This is a genomic window from Streptomyces sp. NPDC057010, assembly GCF_042673805.1.
Taxonomy (GTDB): Bacteria; Actinomycetota; Actinomycetes; order Streptomycetales; family Streptomycetaceae; genus Streptomyces.
Window position 1 is genome coordinate 162,375 of record NZ_JBHUSC010000005.1, and the last position, 18,370, is coordinate 180,744.

The 18,370-nt window shown below is 71.9% G+C and carries 18 protein-coding genes; 12 read left to right on the plus strand and 6 right to left on the minus strand.

Features of this window, described 5'->3' with window-relative positions; translation table 11 throughout:
- Window positions 1–68 precede the first annotated feature (68 nt).
- From ACFTXQ_RS08315 to ACFTXQ_RS08335, 5 genes are all read left to right on the plus strand, one after another.
- Window positions 69–272: a hypothetical protein gene (locus ACFTXQ_RS08315; RefSeq protein WP_382637051.1), complete on the plus strand. Its 204-nt coding sequence runs from the start codon at window positions 69–71 to the stop codon at window positions 270–272.
- Window positions 273–725: 453 nt separating this feature from the next.
- Window positions 726–1,064 carry a hypothetical protein gene (locus tag ACFTXQ_RS08320; protein ID WP_382637053.1) on the plus strand — a complete coding sequence of 113 codons (339 nt, stop codon included), beginning with the start codon at window positions 726–728 and terminating at the stop codon, window positions 1,062–1,064.
- Window positions 1,065–1,198: 134 nt separating this feature from the next.
- A complete protein-coding gene (locus tag ACFTXQ_RS08325; protein ID WP_382637055.1) occupies window positions 1,199–2,593 on the plus strand; it encodes a hypothetical protein in 1,395 nt (464 codons plus the stop codon).
- 85 nt (window positions 2,594–2,678) lie between these two features.
- Entirely contained in the window at window positions 2,679–4,106 is a 1,428-nt protein-coding gene (locus ACFTXQ_RS08330) for a lipase maturation factor family protein (RefSeq protein ID WP_382637057.1), read from the plus strand.
- Window positions 4,107–4,173: 67 nt separating this feature from the next.
- Window positions 4,174–5,364, plus strand: coding sequence for a D-alanyl-D-alanine carboxypeptidase family protein (locus ACFTXQ_RS08335; RefSeq protein ID WP_382637058.1), 1,191 nt, complete (start codon window positions 4,174–4,176; stop codon window positions 5,362–5,364).
- A gap of 23 nt (window positions 5,365–5,387) precedes the next feature.
- On the opposite strand, the gene ACFTXQ_RS08340 is transcribed toward ACFTXQ_RS08335, so the two are convergent.
- The 5 genes from ACFTXQ_RS08340 to ACFTXQ_RS08360 form a co-directional block, all read right to left on the minus strand.
- Window positions 5,388–6,641: a cytochrome P450 gene (locus tag ACFTXQ_RS08340; protein ID WP_382637060.1), complete on the minus strand. Its 1,254-nt coding sequence runs from the start codon at window positions 6,639–6,641 to the stop codon at window positions 5,388–5,390.
- 111 nt (window positions 6,642–6,752) lie between these two features.
- Window positions 6,753–7,178 carry a secondary thiamine-phosphate synthase enzyme YjbQ gene (locus ACFTXQ_RS08345; RefSeq protein WP_382637062.1) on the minus strand — a complete coding sequence of 142 codons (426 nt, stop codon included), beginning with the start codon at window positions 7,176–7,178 and terminating at the stop codon, window positions 6,753–6,755.
- Window positions 7,179–7,239: 61 nt separating this feature from the next.
- Entirely contained in the window at window positions 7,240–7,950 is a 711-nt protein-coding gene (locus ACFTXQ_RS08350; protein WP_382637063.1) for a UdgX family uracil-DNA binding protein, read from the minus strand.
- A 15-nt stretch (window positions 7,951–7,965) separates the two neighbouring features.
- Window positions 7,966–8,955, minus strand: coding sequence for a Ku protein (locus ACFTXQ_RS08355; protein WP_382637065.1), 990 nt, complete (start codon window positions 8,953–8,955; stop codon window positions 7,966–7,968).
- Between the two features lie 71 nt (window positions 8,956–9,026).
- Entirely contained in the window at window positions 9,027–10,964 is a 1,938-nt protein-coding gene (locus ACFTXQ_RS08360) for an APC family permease (RefSeq protein ID WP_382637067.1), read from the minus strand.
- Between the two features lie 295 nt (window positions 10,965–11,259).
- Here ACFTXQ_RS08360 and ACFTXQ_RS08365 point away from each other — a divergent pair, with 295 nt between their 5' ends.
- The 4 genes from ACFTXQ_RS08365 (at window position 11,260) to ACFTXQ_RS08380 (ending at window position 15,142) form a co-directional block, all read left to right on the plus strand.
- Window positions 11,260–11,808 carry a hypothetical protein gene (locus ACFTXQ_RS08365; protein WP_382637069.1) on the plus strand — a complete coding sequence of 183 codons (549 nt, stop codon included), beginning with the start codon at window positions 11,260–11,262 and terminating at the stop codon, window positions 11,806–11,808.
- A gap of 56 nt (window positions 11,809–11,864) precedes the next feature.
- Window positions 11,865–12,701, plus strand: coding sequence for a DUF4097 domain-containing protein (locus ACFTXQ_RS08370; RefSeq protein ID WP_382637070.1), 837 nt, complete (start codon window positions 11,865–11,867; stop codon window positions 12,699–12,701).
- Between the two features lie 621 nt (window positions 12,702–13,322).
- A complete protein-coding gene (locus tag ACFTXQ_RS08375) occupies window positions 13,323–14,321 on the plus strand; it encodes an ATP-binding cassette domain-containing protein (RefSeq protein ID WP_382637401.1) in 999 nt (332 codons plus the stop codon).
- Entirely contained in the window at window positions 14,318–15,142 is an 825-nt protein-coding gene (locus ACFTXQ_RS08380) for an ABC transporter permease (protein WP_382637071.1), read from the plus strand. Before ACFTXQ_RS08375 ends, ACFTXQ_RS08380 begins: the two co-directional genes overlap by 4 nt.
- Before the next feature lie 50 nt (window positions 15,143–15,192).
- Here the strand turns inward: ACFTXQ_RS08380 and ACFTXQ_RS08385 are convergent, their stop codons facing one another.
- Window positions 15,193–15,690, minus strand: a complete 498-nt coding sequence (locus ACFTXQ_RS08385; RefSeq protein WP_382637073.1) for a YbaK/EbsC family protein — start codon at window positions 15,688–15,690, stop codon at window positions 15,193–15,195.
- A 109-nt stretch (window positions 15,691–15,799) separates the two neighbouring features.
- Here ACFTXQ_RS08385 and ACFTXQ_RS08390 point away from each other — a divergent pair, with 109 nt between their 5' ends.
- The 3 genes from ACFTXQ_RS08390 (at window position 15,800) to ACFTXQ_RS08400 (ending at window position 18,324) form a co-directional block, all read left to right on the plus strand.
- A complete protein-coding gene (locus ACFTXQ_RS08390; protein WP_382637074.1) occupies window positions 15,800–16,387 on the plus strand; it encodes a helix-turn-helix domain-containing protein in 588 nt (195 codons plus the stop codon).
- Window positions 16,384–16,974, plus strand: a complete 591-nt coding sequence (gene thpR / locus ACFTXQ_RS08395) for an RNA 2',3'-cyclic phosphodiesterase (protein WP_382637076.1) — start codon at window positions 16,384–16,386, stop codon at window positions 16,972–16,974. Before ACFTXQ_RS08390 ends, thpR begins: the two co-directional genes overlap by 4 nt.
- A 195-nt stretch (window positions 16,975–17,169) precedes the next feature.
- Window positions 17,170–18,324 (plus strand): oxygenase MpaB family protein, encoded by a 1,155-nt coding sequence (locus ACFTXQ_RS08400; RefSeq protein WP_382637078.1) that lies wholly within the window; start codon window positions 17,170–17,172, stop codon window positions 18,322–18,324.
- The last annotated feature ends 46 nt before the right edge of the window (window positions 18,325–18,370 follow it).

Sequence of the window (18,370 nt, forward strand, 5' to 3'; positions counted from 1 at the left end):
GACGACCGGCAGCCGGGCAGCCGCCACGAGGGGGCTCGGGGGCTCGACACGCGAGCGAGGAGACGGCCATGGACGACCAGGGCGGCGCGGGAGGAATGCCCCTCCACGACGACGGGGAACAGGCCCGGCACCGCAAGCCGCACGCCGACCGCAAGGACGACCGGAAGACGGCAGCCGCCGACACGGACGAGGCGAGCCGCCTCGACCGCCCGCAGCAGCCGGAAAAGCCGAGCGGCAAGGGCAGGCACTGGGTGAGCCCGCGGGACGAGTGACCCGAACGGCCGCCGGAAGCCTTCGGCGTGGATCGGGGCTCGGACCCGTGACAACGGATCGGCCTCGACACCGCCGGCCCCCGGCCCCGGGACCACAGCGCACTGCGCCGCCCGGCGTCGGCCCGTACGCCAGCGCCCCGGCGCAGGGCGGCGGGCCATAGCGCGTGGCCCCATGCAGACGAAGCCGGTGTCCTGGAGCGCCGCTGGGGCCCGCCGGATGGAGGCGGATGCTCGGCGCGCACGCGCAGGTGGCTTCCGCCGCGGAACCCTCCATCGCTGTGCCTCGACGCGCGACCCGCTGCGCGATGTGCTGACCGGGGCGGGCTGTGCCCGGCCTGCGGAACCGGCCCGCTGGTCAAGACCTTCGCGTCGCGAGGCACCGTCCATCTCCTGCCCGCCCGGGACCTGCCCGGGTGGACCGGGGCCCTCTCGGCCCTCCGGCCGGAAGCCCGGATGACGTCCGCCCAGACGGGCGAGGCGATCGTCGCCCGGACCGGATCCTGGGCCGCGCACCCGGTGATGCCCTCCTTCCGGACCATGTGGCCGCGCCCGCGACAGGGGGCGCAAGGTCACGTACACCAACCCCGACTGCCGCTGGACGAGTCGGCGAACCGCTACCCGCGCGCCTACGGGGTCGCGACCGCCCAGGACTTCGCCGCCCGGCTCGCCGCACCCAAGCGGGAGCTATCCTTCCCCGGCCCTGCGGCCGCCCGCCGCACCGCGCTCACCATGGAGCCCCTGGGAGGGCTCGGCGCGGTCCACCGCCGGGCACCGGCGCCCGACTCTGGGTGAAGCTTCAACCTCCCCATTCCGGGCGCAAGTTGGCCAGATCCCGAAGTGACTGTCCTCGCGCACCCATGGCATGATCTTCTTCGACGTTACCCACGGGTAATACCTCCTCCCCCCAACCCGAAGGTCACACCTCCGTGCGCACGCTCGCCAGACGCCTCCTGCTCCCCGGCCTCACCGCCCTGGCCCTCGCCGCCACCGGCTGCTCCTCGACGGCGCACACCGGAACCGCCGATGACCCGAAGGACCCGGCCGTGTCCGCGTCGACGACCGCCGGCGCGCAGCAGCTCGACGTGGCCGCCGCGCCGCAGGGGTCCGCCACGCCGACGGCCGTGGCCCGCGCCCGTACCGGCAAGGACCGGCCCGAGAAGTCCTCGCTGAAGGTCGCCTCGTACGACAAGGCCAGCGGACGCGCCGTCATATCCGCGCCCCCGCAGGAGCACACCGGATCGCCGAGCCACTCCCCCTCGCAGCCCGACGTCGCCGTGGACGACGTCATCGCCAGCGCGCCGGCGCCCGGCGCCCCCGACGGCCTCCTCGCGAAGGTCACCGAGGTCGTCGGGAAGAGCGACCGCGGCGTCGAAGTGAAGACCGCGCCCACGACGCTGGCGTCCGTCCTCAAGGACGACAAGGCCGACGGCAAGGTCCCGGTCGACCCGGCGTCGGTCACCGTCGAGCCCCTGATGAAGGGCGTCACGTTCTCCTGGGCCAAGGGCCAGGGCGTGCGGTTCGGCCCCAAGGGGGCCGAGCTGCCCCTCGGCAACCTGCGGCTCGATGTGAACGCCGCGGTGGACACCGCCGAGGGCGCGCCCGCGTCGGCCGGCGCCTCGGTGTCCGGCTTCGTGCAGCTCGCCCCCAAGGTGGAGTTCGCCTACGACGGCAGCTCGGGCGGCGGCCTCGCACCGGTCTCCGCCTTCCTCGGCATGAGCGGTGACTGGTCCTCGCAGTGGGAACTCAAGGGCCGCGCCGCGGCGAGCACCGGCGCACCCAAGCGGATCCCGTTCGCCAAGCTGTCCAGCTCCCCCGTCATCCAGGTGGGCCCGGTGCCCGTCGTCGTCAACCTGGGCCTGACCTGCTACGTCCAGGTGGAGGCCGACGGCCGCGTGACCCTCGACGTGCAGCAGGACGTCAAGGGGGACTTCCGTGTCGGCGGCAGCTACGCCTCGGGCAAGGGCTGGACCCCGGTCAGCGCGTCGACCGTGCAGAGCACGCCGGTCAAGGCGAGCGTCACCGCCGCCGGGCGGGTCAAGGGGGCGCTCGGCGCCGAAGCCTCCGTGGGCCTGTACGGCGCCGTCGGCGTCAGTGCCGACTTCGCCCCGTACCTGCGCGGCGAGGCCGACGCCAAGGCGGCCGCGTCCACGGACGGCAAGGCCTCGGTGTCCGGTTCCTGGGCCCTGTACGGCGGCTTCGACCTGAGCGGGCAGCTCCACCTCCAGCTGTCCCTGTTCGGCACGCCGGTCATCGAACGCCGCATTGCGCTGGGCGCCCTCAACCGCGAGTGGCCGCTCGCCGGCGGCCGCTCCGCTCCGTAACCGGGCGTGCCCGCCCCGGGTGCGCGCCGACGCCTCGGAATGACCGGCGCGATCCGTGGGCAGGGGCCGCCACAGGAGGGCTGCTGTGGAGTGGTTCACCGATGACACGTACTGGCTGGGCAGGCTGGTGTTCCAGCGCGGTCTGGCAGCCCTGTACCTCGTCGCCTTCCTGAGCTCCGCCAACCAGTTCCGGGCGCTCATCGGCGAGCGGGGGCTGCTTCCGGTGCCGCGCTTCCTGGCGGCCGTACCCTTCCGCCGGTCGCCGAGCGTCTTCCACTTCCACTACTCCGACCGGTTCTTCGCGGTCGTCGCGTGGACGGGCACCGCGCTGTCCGCGGCTCTGGTGGCGGGCGCGGGCGACCGCGTGCCGTTGTGGGCTTCGATGCTGCTGTGGGCACTGCTGTGGGTGCTGTACCTGTCGATCGTCAACGTCGGCCAGACCTGGTACGCCTTCATGTGGGAATCGCTGCTCCTGGAAGCCGGGTTCCTGGCCGTCTTCCTGGGCAACGACCGGACGGCGCCCCCGGTCCTGGTGCTGTGGCTGCTGCGCTGGCTGCTGTTCCGCCTGGAGTTCGGCGCCGGGCTGATCAAACTGCGCGGCGACCCGTGCTGGCGCAACCTGACCTGCCTGTACTACCACCACGAGACCCAGCCGATGCCGAACCCCCTCAGCTGGCTCTTCCACCGCCTGCCCAGACCCCTGCACCGGGTCGAGACGGCCGCGAACCACGTCGCCCAGCTCGGCGCTCCCCTGGCGCTGTTCGCTCCGCAGCCCGTCGCGAGCGTGGCCGCCGGCCTCATGGTCGTCACGCAGCTGTGGCTCGTGGCATCCGGCAACTTCGCCTGGCTCAACTGGCTCGCCATGCTGCTCGCGCTCACCGCGATCGACGGAGGGCGGGCCGCCGAAGTGCTGCCGCTGCCCCCGGCTCCGGCCCTGGCCGCCCCGCCCGCCTGGTACCAGGGCATCGTGCTGGCGGTCACCGCCCTCGTGGTCGTCCTCAGCTACCGGCCGGCCCGCAACCTGCTCTCCCGGCACCAGGTCATGAACGCCTCCTTCGACCCGCTCCACCTGGTCAACACGTACGGAGCCTTCGGCAGCGTCGGCCGGGTCCGCCACGAAGTGGTGATCGAAGGCACCGCCGAGCGGGAGCTCACCGACGACACGGTGTGGAAGGAGTACCGCTTCAAGGCCAAACCCGGCGACGTGGGCCGTCTCCCGCCGCAGGTCGCCCCGTACCACCTGCGCCTGGACTGGCTGATGTGGTTCGCCGCCATCTCGCCCTCCTACGCCGCACCCTGGTTCGGGGCGTTCATCGGAAAGCTCCTGGACAACGACCCGGCCACCCTCAGGCTCCTGCGCGGCAACCCCTTCCCCACGGCCCCGCCCGCCTGCATCCGCGCCCTCCTCTACCGCTACGCGTTCACCGGCCGGCACGAGCTCCTGCGCAGCCGGACGTGGTGGCGGCGCACCCTCGCCGGGGAGTTCCTCCCGGCGGTCACGAAGGCACGGTGACGGCGGCCTACCGCCGGTCGGCTTACTCACCCCTGCGCGCCGCCCGATCCCTTCCTACGCTGGCTGAATGAGCATCAGATCCTCCGGGCGCAGAACCGGCTCCGGCGCGGCGGCCCTCGCCATCGGCGTGTCGGTCCTCCTCGCACCGACGGCCGCGGGCACTCCGCGCACCGAGCCGCAGCCGCCACGACCCGCCTCCTCCGCCGACGCGGCGCTGCTGCACGGGTCCGGGACCCACGTGCGGGCGCGGCCGGGAGCGCCCGAGCTGCCGGACGACGTGTCCGCCCTGTCCTGGCTGGTGGCCGACGTCCGTACGGGTGAGGTCCTCGCGGCCCATGACGCGCACCGCCGCCTGCCGCCCGCCAGCACCCTGAAGACGCTCTTCGCCCTCACCACGCTGCCCAGCCTTCCCCGCGGAGGCCTGCACACGGTCACCGATGCCGAACTGGACGACGTAGCGGACGGGAGCAGCACGGTGGGTGTTTCCGCGGATCACACCTACCGGGTGGAGGACCTGTGGCGGGGCGTCTTCCTCAGCTCGGGCAACGACGCCGTGCACGTACTGGCCGAGATGAACGGCGGCTGGGAGGCCACGGCGGCGCAGATGCAGGCCAAGGCGCGGGTCCTGGGCGCACGGGACACCACCGTCGTCTCTCCGGACGGCTACGACGCGGAGGGCCAGGCCTCCTCGGCCTACGACCTCGCCGTCTTCGGGCGTACCGGGCTCGCGGACCCGGCCTTCGCCGAGTACGCGGCGACGGCCGACGCCCGCTTCCCCGGCGGCACCCGCAGCGACGGCACCCCCACCTGGACGTTCGGCATCGAGAACACCAACCGGCTGGTGACCGGTGAGGACGGGGTGGGCCGGTATCCCGGGATCATCGGGGTCAAGAACGGCTACACCTCCCGGGCCGGCTACACGCTGATCGCGGCCGCCCGCCGGGGCGGCCGCACCCTGCTGGTGACGGTGATGAACCCTCAGCGGGGCAGCGCGAACGCGGTGTACGAGGAAGCCTCGTCCCTGCTGGACTGGGGATTCGCCGCGGCGGGGCACGTGGACCCGGTCGGATCGCTGGCCCCGCCGCCGCGCGTGGCGCCCAGCGCCCCGTCCGCCCACACCGTCACGGCGGAGCACCGCCAGGCGGGTACCCACACGGCGTGGGGCGTGTCGGCCGGCTTCCTCGCCGCGGCGGCCCTCACCGGGGCGGCCGTCGTGCGCCGCCGCCGGAACCGGCGGCCGGGAGAACACCTGCCCTGAGGGAGGCGAGCGCCGGCCGGGCCTCAGGCGTACGAGACGGCGGCCGTCGCGCCCGCGTCGATGACGAACCCGCTGCGGGGCCGGGTGGGGATCCGGCTCAGCGGGATGGACAGGTCCTGCTGCTCCGGCACGGCCAGGTCCATGCGGGCGAGGGCCGACGAGAGGACGGTGAGCAGGGAGAGGGTGATGTCCTCGCCCGGGCAACGGTGGCCGGTGCGCGCGTCGCCGCCGCCCTGGGCGATCAGTTCGCCGTGCCCGGGTTCGCGGCCGAGGAAGCGGCCGGGGGCGAAGTCGTACGGGCGCTCCCACAGCTCGGGGTCGTGGTGGAGGCCGTACACGTCGAGGAGGAGGAGCGTCCCGGCCGGGATCCGCTCACCGGCGTAGGTGAGGTCGCGGGCCGCCAGGCCTCCGATGAACGGTACGAAGGGGTAGAAGCGGCGCACTTCGTGGGCGAAGGCGCGCGCGTCGGCGGGGCCGCCGGCGCGCAGCTGGTCGCGCTGGGACGGGTGCCGGTGGAGCGCGTGGGCGGCGAAGGTGACGAACCAGGTGATGGCGACGGTCGGGCGGATGATGTTCAGCAGTTCGACGGCCGCGGTGTGCGGATCGAGCAGGGTGCCGTCCGGCTCGCGGTGCAGGGCGACCGTCTCCAGCACCGTCCCGGGGACCAGATGCGGCTGTTCCTCGCGCAGCCGGGTGACGGCGGCCATGAGGGCCTGCTCCTGTCGGTGCCGGGCGCGGCGGGCCCGTACGTGCCGGGGTCCGGCGGTGGCGAAGCCGTCCACCATGGCCACGCAGTCCTCGGCGATCTCACGGGCCGTGTGGTCCGCGACCGGCATGCCCGCCCAGTCGCAGACCTCCCGCGCGAGCAGGGCGGCCACCTCGTCGAAGAGCACCACCCTGCGGCCCTCCCAGGCGGTCAGTGCCTCGCGCCAGCCGCTCTCGACCCGGCCGGTCAGGCCGCCGATGCCCTCCGGGGACATGAGCAGCGACACCAGCATCTGCTTGCGCTCCCGGTGGTGTGCCCGGTCCAGGGTGTGCACCGCTCCTCTGCCGAAGATGGTGTCGAGGACGGGGGCCGGAAGGGCGTCCTGCCGCTGGACGTGCCCCTCGTCGTAGAAGAAGGCGACGGCCTCGGGGCCGTGCAGCAGTACCGCGGGCCGCCCCATCAGGCGGGTGTGCACCACGGGTGCGCCGTCATGGGCCCGGCGCAGATCCGGGGCCCAGGCATAGCCGTGGACCAGCAGGGACAGGGTGCTGTCAATGTGGTGTCCGGACATGTGGGGCGCCTACCCGGCCCGGGGAACCGCATTCGGGAAGCCGGAGGGATGATCTCGACACGCTCGGTGCACGGTGCGTAACAGATCGGCACCGCCCCCGCGGCGGACCGGTCAGCAGCCGAGGAAGGACAGCCGGACCTGGCGGCGGGGGTTGTCGCGGTTGGTGTCCACCAAGGTGACGGACTGCCAGGTTCCCAGCTCCAGCGTCCCGTCGATGACGGGGAGCGTCAGGTGGGGCGGGACGATCGCGGGCAGTACGTGGTCGCGCCCGTGGCCGGCGGAGCCGTGCCGGTGCCGCCAGCGGTCATCGGCGGGCAGGAGGGACGCCAGTGCGGTCAGGAGGTCGTCGTCGCTGCCCGATCCCGTCTCGATGACGGCGAGTCCGGCGGTCGCGTGCGGCGTGAAGACGTTGAGCAGTCCGCTCCGGCCGTGTGCCACTTCTCCGAGGAAGGAAGCACAGGTGGCGGTGAGGTCGTGGACGGTCTCCCGGTCGCCGGTCGTCACGTCCACGGTGCGCGAAACGAAGGTGTCGGCCATGGCCCCATCCTCACAGCCGCGCCCCTCGGGCCGCCGCACGGCCACGCCCGGGCACCGCTCGTCACTCCAGTGCGGTGGCGGCCACGGACAGGTCCGCGACCAGACCCGAGAACGCGGCCTCCCGGTCGTCGGCCCGCAGGACCGCCGACGGATGCACCGTCGCCAGCAGCAGCCCCGGCGCCGCGCCCGCCCCGTCGCCGTCGCCGTTGCCGTCGAGCGTCGGCATGGGCAGCAGTACGCCGCGCCGCTCGCCCACGCGGAACGAGGAGCCCAGCAGCGCCTTGCCCGCCGTACCCCCCAGGACCACCAGCACCTCGGGGGCGACCAGCCGCAGTTCCTCCATGAGCCAGGGGCGGCAGGCCGTCATCTCCCGCAGGCTCGGGGCCTTGTGGATGCGCCGCTTGCCGCGCGGGGCCACCGCGAACTTGAAGTGCTTGACCGCATTGGTCAGGTACGGGTCCTCGTCGCCGAGCCCGGCCTCGTCGAGGGCCTTGCGCAGCAGCCGTCCCGCAGGGCCCACGAACGGCTCACCCTGCACGTCCTCCTGGTCGCCGGGCTGCTCGCCGACGAGCATCAGCCGGGCGTGGGCCGGGCCCTTGCCGAAGACCGTCCCGGTGGCGTCCCGGAACAGCGGGCACCCCTCGCAGTCGGCCGCCGCCCGCCGCAGGGCGGGCAGACCGCCGCGCGACGGCAGATAGGGACGCGCGTCGTACCCCTGACCGGCCTCCGGACCCGCGGCCGCGACCGGAGCGGCGTTCCCTTTCGCGTCCATCGCCACCACCTCCGTTCACCTGCGCCGGCCGGAGGCGAGCGCGTCGGCAAGTTCGTCGTGGGTCATGGAGGAACGGCCCGGAACCCCGGCCGCCGTTGCCTTCCGGTACAGCTCGGCCTTGGTCAGCGACCGCAGCGGCGCGCCCTTGGACGTGCCGGCGCGCTTCTTCGCGGCGGGTTTCCCCGGCCGCCCGGCCGACGTGCCGGCCTTCTCCCTCGTGTCCTTGGGGCTGCGGGCCCGCTCCACGCTGGCGCGCAGGGCGTCCATGAGGTCGACGGCGCCGGTGGCCTTAGCGGGCGGCTCGGCCTTCTCGACGCTCTCGCCGGCCTTCTTGGCCTCGATGAGGGCGGCGACCTTCTCCTGGAAGGTGTCGTGGAACCGCCCGGGGTCCCACTTCATGGTCAGCGCCTCGATCAGCTGCCGGGCCATCTTCAGCTCGTTCGCCGACGCCTTCGTCCTGCCCGGCAGGGAGTCGATCTCCCCGCGCGGGTCACGGATCTCGTCCGCCCAGTGCAGGGTGTGGCAGGTGAGCAGGCCGTTCTCGGCCTTCACGGCGACGAGGTACTCGTGCTGCCGCATCACGAACGTGGCGATGCCGGCCTTTCCGGCCTGGTCCAGAGCCTGTTCGAGGAGGCTGTACACCTTGTCGAAGCCCTTGCCCCTGGGCGCGAGGTAGTACGTCTTGTCGAAGAAGATCGGATCCACCTCGTCCAGGTCGACGAAGCCCGCTATCTCGATCGTCCGGGAGCGGCCCGGGGCGATCTCGTCGAGTTCCGCGGGCTCCACCAGGACGTATTCCTCGCCGGTGTCGAAGCCCTTCACGATGTCCGACAGGTCCACCTCGCGGCCGGTCCGCTCGTTGACGCGTTTGTTGCGGATGCGGTCGGCCGTGCCGCGCTGCAGCTGATGGAAACGGATGGTGTGACTGTCGGTGGCCGCGTAGATGCCCACCGGCAGGCTGACCAGCCCGAAACTCAGCACCCCGGCCCACACCGGCCTCGCCATCACCATCACCGCCCTCGGCCCCCCGTACCCACACGGCACCTTCCCCGTATGGGCGTCCTGATGCGGAGGGGTCAGCCCGCGTGGACGTGGGGGCGGCGGGCGCGGTCCGGTTCGGCCTCCCGGATGACCTCGCGGGTGACCGGAGCGACCTCGCCCTGGCCGAAGAGGAAGAAGCGGAGGAAGTTGGCCATGGGGTTGCCCTCGGTCCACTCGAAGTAGATGTGGGGGCGCTGGCCGGTCTCGTCCCTGACGTGGAGGAGGAAGGCGGCCAGCGCGTTGGGGATGCTGGAGCTCTCCAGGGTCAGGACGCGGTAGCGGCCGTGCAGGACCTCGCCGCGTACGCGCATGCCGGATTCGAACTCCGACGCGTCCAGGACGGTGACCTCGACGAACATCACGTCGTCCTCGGACGGGATGTCGTTGTCGGCGCGGATCTGCTGCTTCTTCAGCCGGTATTCGTCGGCGTCCCGGTTGTCGGGTTCGTTGGCGATGAAACGGATCGTGCGGTTGGCGGTGTCGCGGATGAACCGCTGCGCCATGTCGTCGAACTCCACGTGCGTGACGCGCAGTTCGAAGACCCGGGCGAGGCGGGAGAGGAGGGAGAGCGCCATGATGCCGGCGATGAAGCAGGCGCCGATCTTGACGCCGTCCGGCCGCTCCACGACGTTGACGGCCGTGGTGTAGATGAAGACGGCCGAGATGACGCCGAAGCCGATCGTCCAGCCGCGCTCTCCTGCCCGGCGGGCGGCGATGGTCACGGCGACCGCCGCCGACGTGATCAGGACCAGGACACCGGTGGCGTACGCGCCGCCCTGCGCGTCCACGTCGGCGTTGAAGATCCACGTCACGAGGAAGGCGATCAGGGTGAAGACGATCACCATCGGCCGCAGGGCCCGGGCCCAGTGCGGGGCCATGCCGTAGCGGGGCAGGTAGCGGGGCATCAGGTTGAGCAGACCCGCCATGGCGGAGGAGCCGGCGAACCACAGGATGAGGATCGTGGAGACGTCGTAGACGGTGCCGAAGGCCGAGCCGAGGTACTCGTGTGCGAGGTAGGCCAGGGCGCGCCCGTTGGCCTCGCCGCCTGGCTTGAAATCGTCGGCGGGGATGAGCAGGGTGGTGATGAAGCTCGAGCAGATCAGGAAGGCGCTCATGATGATGGCCGCGGTCGTCAGCAGCTTCTTGGCGCCGCGGATCCGGCCGGCGGGCTTGTCCTCGCCGTCCCCGGCCTCGCCCTGGACGTGCGGCATGACCGCCACGCCGGTCTCGAAACCGGAGAGGCCCAGCGCGAGCTTCGGGAACACGACGAGGGCGATGGCGATCATCATGAACGGGTTGCCGTGCTCGGTGGTGAGGGCCTGCGACCAGTCCGTGATGACGTGCGGCTCGCCGATGACCTTCCACAGGCCCACCGCCACGACCACGACGTTCAGCCCGAGGTAGGTGGCCACCAGGACGACAGCCACGCCGATGGCCTCGCTGAACCCCTTGAGGAAGACCGCACCGAGCAGGGCGATCATGATCAGGGTGATGAGCACCTGGTGGCCGTTGAGGGTGCTGGTGAGGTGCGGGTTCTCGACCAGGTGCGCGGTCGCGTCGGCGGCCGAGAGGGTGATGGTGATGAGGAAGTCGGTCGCCGCGAACCCGAGCAGGGTCAGGACGAACAGCTTCCCCTTCCAGAAGGTGAGCAGCCGCTCCAGCATGGCGATGGAGCCTTCGCCGTGCGGGCTCTCCTCGGCCACCCGCCGGTAGACGGGCAGGGCGCCGAACAGGGTGAGCAGCACGAGCACGATGGTCGCCAGCGGCGACAGCAGACCGGCCGCGAGCGCCGCGATGCCGGGCTGGTAGCCGAGGGTGGAGAAGTAGTCGAGACCCGTCAGGCACATGACCCGCCACCACGGCCTGCCGTGGGGCTGGGCCGCCGCCTCCTTGGCGGCGGGCGAACTCGTCTGGGCGGTCAGGCCTTCCAGCATCCACGCGCGCAGGCGCGAGGAGCGGGCAGGGGTGGCCATCGTGGGGGTGCTCCTGTCGTACGGCAAAGAATCAGCCATCGGCATCGACGGCTGAGCCAGCGTACGCAGGCTGATCACTCGTGCACGTGTCGGAGCGAATCCTGACGCTTCTTTAACGCGGCGGGATCCTTTCGGGCGTCGGCACCGTGACGGTGCACCTGCGGCGAGGCCGCGGCGACCAGGCCCGTGCGCCGGCCCAGGTGCGGCTTGGAGACGGCCGTGCGGTCCGCCCGAGGGCCACCGTCTTGGCGCCATGACACTTGCTGTGGCGCCACGATGGTGCCAAGATTCTGCTATGGACCTCACCCCCTACGTTGACAACCTCCGGCACGAACTCGGCGTCGCCGCCGCAGCCGGTGGCGACGAAGCCCGCGCCCTGGCCGATCGGCTCACCGCTCAGCTCGAGTCGGCCGCCCGGCTCACCCTGCTGAACGCCCTGTCCGACGCCATGGAGGAGGTCACCCGCGACCTGGCGCCGGGCTCGGTCGACGTACGGCTGCGCGGGCTCGATCCCGAGTTCGTGGTCACGGCACCGCCGGCCTCGGACCCCTTCGGGGCGGCAGGCGTCCCGGCGCCGCCGCCGGCGCCCGCACCGCCCGCACCGCCGACCCCGGTGGACTTCGAGGACGGCGCCACCTCGCGCATCAACTTCCGCCCGCCCGCCCAGCTCAAGGTCCGGGTCGAGGAGGCCGCGAGCCGCGAGGGGCTCTCGGTCAACGCCTGGCTGGTCCGGGCCGTCGCCGCCGCCCTGGAACCGACGGCGGACGGCGGTACGGGGGCGGGACAGGGGTTCACGGGCCGGACGCCATCGGCCGGGCAGGGATTCACGGGCTGGGTGCGGTAACCCGCCCCGCACCACTCACGCCAGCCGACACACAACACCCAAAGGACGGCTCTGCCATGCCTACTTTCGACACCCCCGAGCACGTCTCCGCCACCCTTGAATTCGACTTCGCCCAGACCCGGATCATCGCGGGCAAGCGCACCGAAACCGTGGTCGTGGTGACGCCGAGCGACCCCGGCAACAAGCAGGACGTGCAGGCCGCCGAGGACACCAAGGTGACCTGCACGGGCGGGGAGCTCGTGGTCAAGGGCCCCAAGAAGCGCTCGCCGTTCGGCAAGATCGGCTCGGTCGACGTGACCGTCGAGCTGCCCGACGGCTCGGACCTGACCGGCCGCACGGGCCTCGGCGACTTCATCGGCGAGGGACGGTTCGGGAACTGCCGCCTGACCACGGCCACCGGCGACATCCGGGTGGAAGAGGCCGTGACCGTCAGGCTGAAGACGACGCACGGCGACGTCCTCGTGGACCGCGCGACGGGCGAGGTCGAGATCCACGGGTCGGGGCGGGTACGGGTCGGCCGGGCCGACGGCGCCGCCACCATCAAGAACCTGAACGGCGAGACCGCGCTCGGGGAGATCCGCGGAGAGCTGGACGTGAGGTCGTCCAACGGGCCCATCAGCGTGCTGCACGCGCACTCCTCGGTCACGGCCAAGTCCGCGAGCGGCGCCATTCGGCTCGCCGAGGTGGTACGCGGGCGGATCACCCTGGAAACCTCGGCCGGGGGCCTTGAGATCGGGATCGCCGAGGGGACCGCGGCGTGGCTGGACGTACGGTCCACCGCGGGGCGCGTACGCAATCAGCTCGGGGCGGCGGACGGGCCCCGGCCGTCCGAGGAGACGGTCGAGGTGCGGGGCCGGACCAGCGCCGGCGACATCGTGATCCGCCGCGCCTGAGCCGCCGCACACCGCCCCCGAGAGGACCCGCGCGGCCCCCACCTTCCACGATGGCCCGCCGCGGACGACTGCACGGCCGAGCCGGCCGCCGGCCCGAAATCGGGCGCTGCGTAGGCACCTTCGAGACGCCCCGCCCGCCCTCCGCGCGCGGCATGTGACGAAAACCCTGAGGCCGGCGAGCGGCTTGCACATGCCGCGTTCCCACCGCCGCGAACGGCGCCACTGCCATCCCGGAGACCGGCCCGACCCGGAAGCGGACCGTAGTAGGCGAAAACCTCGACCGTCACGGGCTGTTCGCACCGCACTCCGGCGGGAGCGCACGCTCGGTCTGAACGAGCCACCTCCACATTGACGCCACAATGGCGCCGCTCTACCGATCCCAGCCGGTAGGTCGGCGCCATTGCGCGCACCCGATCCGCGCAGGCCAACCGGGGCACCAGTTCACGGACAGCAAGAAGTGGCGCCACACCCTTTCTCGTGGCGCCATTCATGTGCCATCATGGCGACAGCGGCGCCGCGCTGAACAAGTGCATAGCGCCAAATCCGCGCCACTCTGCCGCCATGGCCGCACCCGGCCTAGCCGCCTCCCCCGGACTCCCCGAAGAGAAGGGCCCGCCCACGATGAACACCGCGACCCAGGTGTCCACCACCACGCGAGCAACCGCGATCTCCGCGAGCGGCCTGCGCAAGTCGTACGGCGACAAGGTGGTGCTCGACGGGATCGACCTGCGGATCCCCGCGGGCACGATCTTCGCCCTGCTCGGCCCCAACGGCGCCGGCAAGACCACCACCGTGGAGATCCTCTCCACGCTGATCACGGCCGACGGGGGCGAGGCACACATCGCCGGCCACGACGTGGCCACCGCCGCCGACGCGGTGCGTGACCAGATCGGCGTCACCGGGCAGTTCTCCGCCGTCGACGGACTGCTCACCGCCGAGGAGAACCTGCTCCTCATGGCCGACCTGCACCACCTGGGCAAGCGGGAGGGCCGTCGCCGCGCCGCCGAGCTCCTGGAGCGGTTCGAGCTGACCGAGGCGGCCGGCAAGAACGTCGCCACCTTCTCCGGCGGCATGCGCCGCAAGCTCGACCTGGCGATGACCCTGGTCGGCCGGCCGCGGATCATCTTCCTCGACGAGCCGACCACCGGCCTCGACCCGCGCAGCCGCCGCGTCATGTGGGAACTCATCCGGGACCTGGTCGATCAGGGCGTGACCATCTTCCTCACCACCCAGTACCTGGAAGAGGCGGACCAACTCGCCGACCGCATCGCCGTGCTGGACCACGGCAAGCTGGTCGCCGAGGGCACCGCCGACGAGCTGAAGCGCAGGATCCCCGGCGGCCACGTCCGTCTCCAGTTCGCCGACGAGGTCCAACTGGCCGCGGCGGCCGCGGTCTTCGGCATCGCCACCCGCGACGACGAGTCACTCACCCTGCAGATCCCCAGCGACGGCTCCCTCACCAATTTCCGCGCCATCCTCGACGTCCTCGACAGCACCGAGGTGCGGGCCGAGTCGCTCACCGTGCACACCCCCGACCTCGACGACGTCTTCCTCACCCTCACCGGCCGGCAGAACGCCCCCGCCCCCTCCGCGACGACCCAGAAGGAGTCGAACCGATGAGCACCGCCACCCTCACCCCGTCCAAGCCCGCCAAGCCGAGCCGCTCGTACGCGCTGCGCGACTCGATGACCATGCTGCGCCGCAACCTCAAGCACATGCTGCGCTACCCGTCGATGACGGTCACGATCGTCATGATGCCGATCGTCATGCTGCTGCTCTTCGTGTACGTCTTCGGCGGCGCGCTCGGCACCGGCATCGGGGCGGGCGCCGACCGCGGCGACTACACCAACTACGTGGTGCCCGGCATCATCCTGATGGCCGTGACCTCCGGCGCCATCACGACCGCCATCTCCGTCTGCACCGACATGACGGAAGGCATCGTCAAGCGCTTCCGTACGATGTCGATCTCACGCGGATCCATCCTCACCGGCCACGTGTTCGGCAGCGTCGTCCAGGCCGCGGCCATCCTCGTCCTGATCATCGGCGCCTCCTTCGCGGTGGGCTTCCGCCCCGACGCCTCGCCGGTCGAATGGATCGCCGCCCTCGGCCTGCTCCTGTTCCTGGCCTTCGGCCTGAGCTGGGTGACCGCCGCGATGGGCCTGGGCGCCAAGACCGTCGAGGCCGCGTCGAACGCCCCGATGCCGCTGACCTTCCTGCCCTTCCTCGGCAGCGCGGTCGTCACCCCGGAGTCCATGCCGACCGCGCTGCGGTGGTTCGCCGAGTACCAGCCCTTCACCCCGATCAACGAGACCCTGCGCGGCCTGCTCCTCGGCACCCCCATCGGCAACGACGGCTGGATCGCCCTCGCCTGGTGCGCGGGCCTGGCCCTGGCCGGCTACCTGTGGGCGCGCGCCGCCTTCAACCACGAGATCAAGCGCTGACCAACGACACCCTCACCCCAACCCACCGCTCGCCGCGCTGACAGGGGCTCCTACGGCCCCACGGGGAGCAGACGGCCGCCCGTGAGGCGCAGGAGTTCGTCCGCGGTGGTCGGGAACACCGTGTGAGGGGTGCCGGCGGCGGCCCAGACGCGGGGGTGGCCGGTGAGCGCCTCGTCGACGACGGTGGGCAGCGGCCGGGGGTGTCCGACGGGGGCGACGCCTCCGATCACCTGCCCGGTGGCCTGTCGGACCTGCTCGGGGGTGGCCCGCCGCAGTTCGGGGCGCCCCCACCGGGCGGCGAGCGCGGCGGTGTCGACCTTGTGCCCGCCGCTGGTGAGGACGAGTACGGCCTCGTCCCCCGAGACGAACACCAGGCTGTTCGCGATGGCGCCGACGTCGCACCCCAGGGCGGACGCGGCCTCCGCGGCCGTGCGGGCGGATCGGGCTAGCACGCGCACCTGGCCGGGGACGCCGGCCTCGGCGAGGACGCCGGCCACCTGCACGCTACGGGCGGGCAGGGACGAGGCGAGGTTCTCGGGCTCCGACATGTGACTCCTTCGGGCAACACCACGACTGACGTTCCGCATACAGAACGTTCTGTGTATGGAACGATAGGGGCAACCGGGACGTGGATCAACGAGCGAAGGCCGAGAAGCGATGGAAAGTACCGCAACCGCACATCTGGCCGCTCAAGTGGGCGCCCGCGTGAGGGCGTTGCGGACGGAGCGCGGCGTTTCCCTGTCGGAGCTGGCACGCCGGTCCCGGATCGGGAAGGGGACCCTCTCCGAGCTGGAGAGCGGGCGCCGCAATCCCACGCTGGAAACGCTCTACGCGCTGACGACCGCGCTGGAGGTGCCGCTCAGTACGGCACTGCACACCACCGGACTGCCGGCCGAGATCTCGGGAGCGGCGGTCGACGCGGTCCTCACCGAGCGGTTCGAGGACGCCTCGGTGGTCACGGAAACCTACCGGGTGCGCATCCGCGCGGGGTCGGCGCAGGAGTCCGCCGCACACACGCCCGGGACGACGGAGCACATCGTCGTCCTGGCCGGTACGGCACGCGTTGGCCCGCTCCACTCCCCCGCCCTGAGCGTCGGGCCCGGCGAGCACGCCACCTGGGCCGCCGACGTCCCGCACCTGTACGAGGCGCCCGCCGGGGACGTCGAAGCGCTCCTCGTGGTCCGGTATCCCCGGCCCGGACGGAAAGTGACTGGACCGCCCGAGCACGGTAGGAAGTCCCTGTGAAGGAAGAGATACAGGCCAGGACCGTTCGGGTGTTCATCGCCCTCGCCCCGCCCGACGACGCGAAGGACGAGCTGGCGCGGGAGCTGCACCCCGCCTACGAGGCGTACCCGCGCATGCGGTGGAACCGCATCGAGGACTGGCACATCACCCTGGCGTTCCTCGGAGAACTCCCGGTGGCGACCGTTCCGCTGCTGCAGGCGCCCCTCGCGGACCTCGCGGCGACGCGCCGGCCCGTGGAACTGGCGCTGCGCGGCGGCGGGCACTTCGACGAGCGGGTGCTGTGGAGCGGCATCGACGGGGACCTCGACGGTCTGCACCGGCTCGCCGACGACGTGCGCGCCCTGGTCAAGGAGTGCGGAGTCCCCTTCGAGGGCCGGCCGCTGCGTCCCCATCTGACGCTGGCACGGTCCGGGCGGCAGGACCAGTCCTCCGTGGTGGAGGCCGCCACCGGTCTGACCTCCTTCGCCGGTCGCCGCTGGCGGGCCGAGCGCCTGCACCTGGTCGGCAGCAACTTCGGCCGCGGGCCGGGCCCGATCCGCTACCGCGACATCGAAGCATGGGACTTCGGCCGCGCCGCCACGCCCTGAGCAAGCCACGCCCTGAGCAAGCCGCACCCTGAGCAAGCCGCACCCTGAGCAGGCAGGCGGCTGTTCAGGTGAGGCGGAAACGATCCCTTGGGCGCGGGTGGTTCCCGCCGCGGCGGGGGCTGCCCCAGGCTTTCCCTGCCCGGCGCACCCCACACCTGCCGTGGCGAACCCCCCGCGAACCTGATGGGAGCCTCCATGGGACTGACGACAGCGACGATCGCCGCGGAACTGGAAGCGGCGAACAAGGTCGGTGACCCGAGGGCCGACGAGCTCGTGTCCGGCTTGATCGACAACAAGGAGATCGACGGCGTCAACGCCCTGTTCCGTACGATCGGCACCCTCAAGCCGGGCCAGGACCTGTCGCAACTCCCGCCGCGGCTGGCCGAGTTCCTCAAGGAGGCAGCAGCCGCACCGCCGGACTGGTCGGAGGCTGACGTCAAGGCCGCCGAGGGCTTCTTCGCCCACCACCACGGCGAGGTGTCCATGCTCCAGGGCACCGTCGGCCTCATCGGCACCTACCTCTCGCCGACCGGAGCCTTCACCCTCCGCTCGACCGGACGGCTCGGCGGCGTCGAAGGGCCCGGCCGCCGCCTGTCGCAGTCCTCCCGCCTCTTCCTCGACATGGGCAACAAGAACGCCATGCGCGACGGCACGCTCGCCGCGAACGTCACCAAGGTGCGCCTCGTCCACGCCTCCGTACGCCAGCTGCACAAGAAGAGCGGCGAGTGGGACTACGCCAAGTGGGGTGAGCCCGTCTCGCAGAAGTACACGACCGGAGCCGCCTGCGTCTTCTCCACCCAGATCCTCCAGGCAATGGCACGCCTGGGCGTCGACGTGTCCAAAGACGACGCGCACGGGTTCATGTGCGCCTGGCACTACGTCAACCACCACCTCGGCACCCCGGACAAATGGCTCCTCCCCAAGGACCCCGACCAGGTCGAGGCGCTGTGGAACCAGGAGCGGGACAAGGAGTGGAAGAAGACCGACGACGGCGTCTTCATGACCAAGCAGGCCGTCGACTTCTACAAGAAGTTCTACCCGCCGGGCGCCCACGACGCCTTCATCGCGATGGTCCGCCACGCCCTCGGCGACACGTACGCCGACATGGCGGGCCTGCCCAAGAGCGTCCTCGGCGCGGCCGCCGAGCCCCTGTCGGCCGGTCACGGCGTGGTCAGCGGAGCGGCCGGCGGTCTGCTGGGCGGCGCCGCCAAGAAGGCCGTGGGCGTCAACCCCTACAAGGAGATCCTGGGCATCGCCTCCAAGGGGTACAACGAGGTCCAGAGGTTCGCGCTGACCCACAACGAGGACGACCAGCCGCAGATGCACCAGGAGCTCCACGACAATCGCTGACAGCCCCGCACCGGGCGCGGCTTTCCGCCGGGCGCACGGTCGGCTA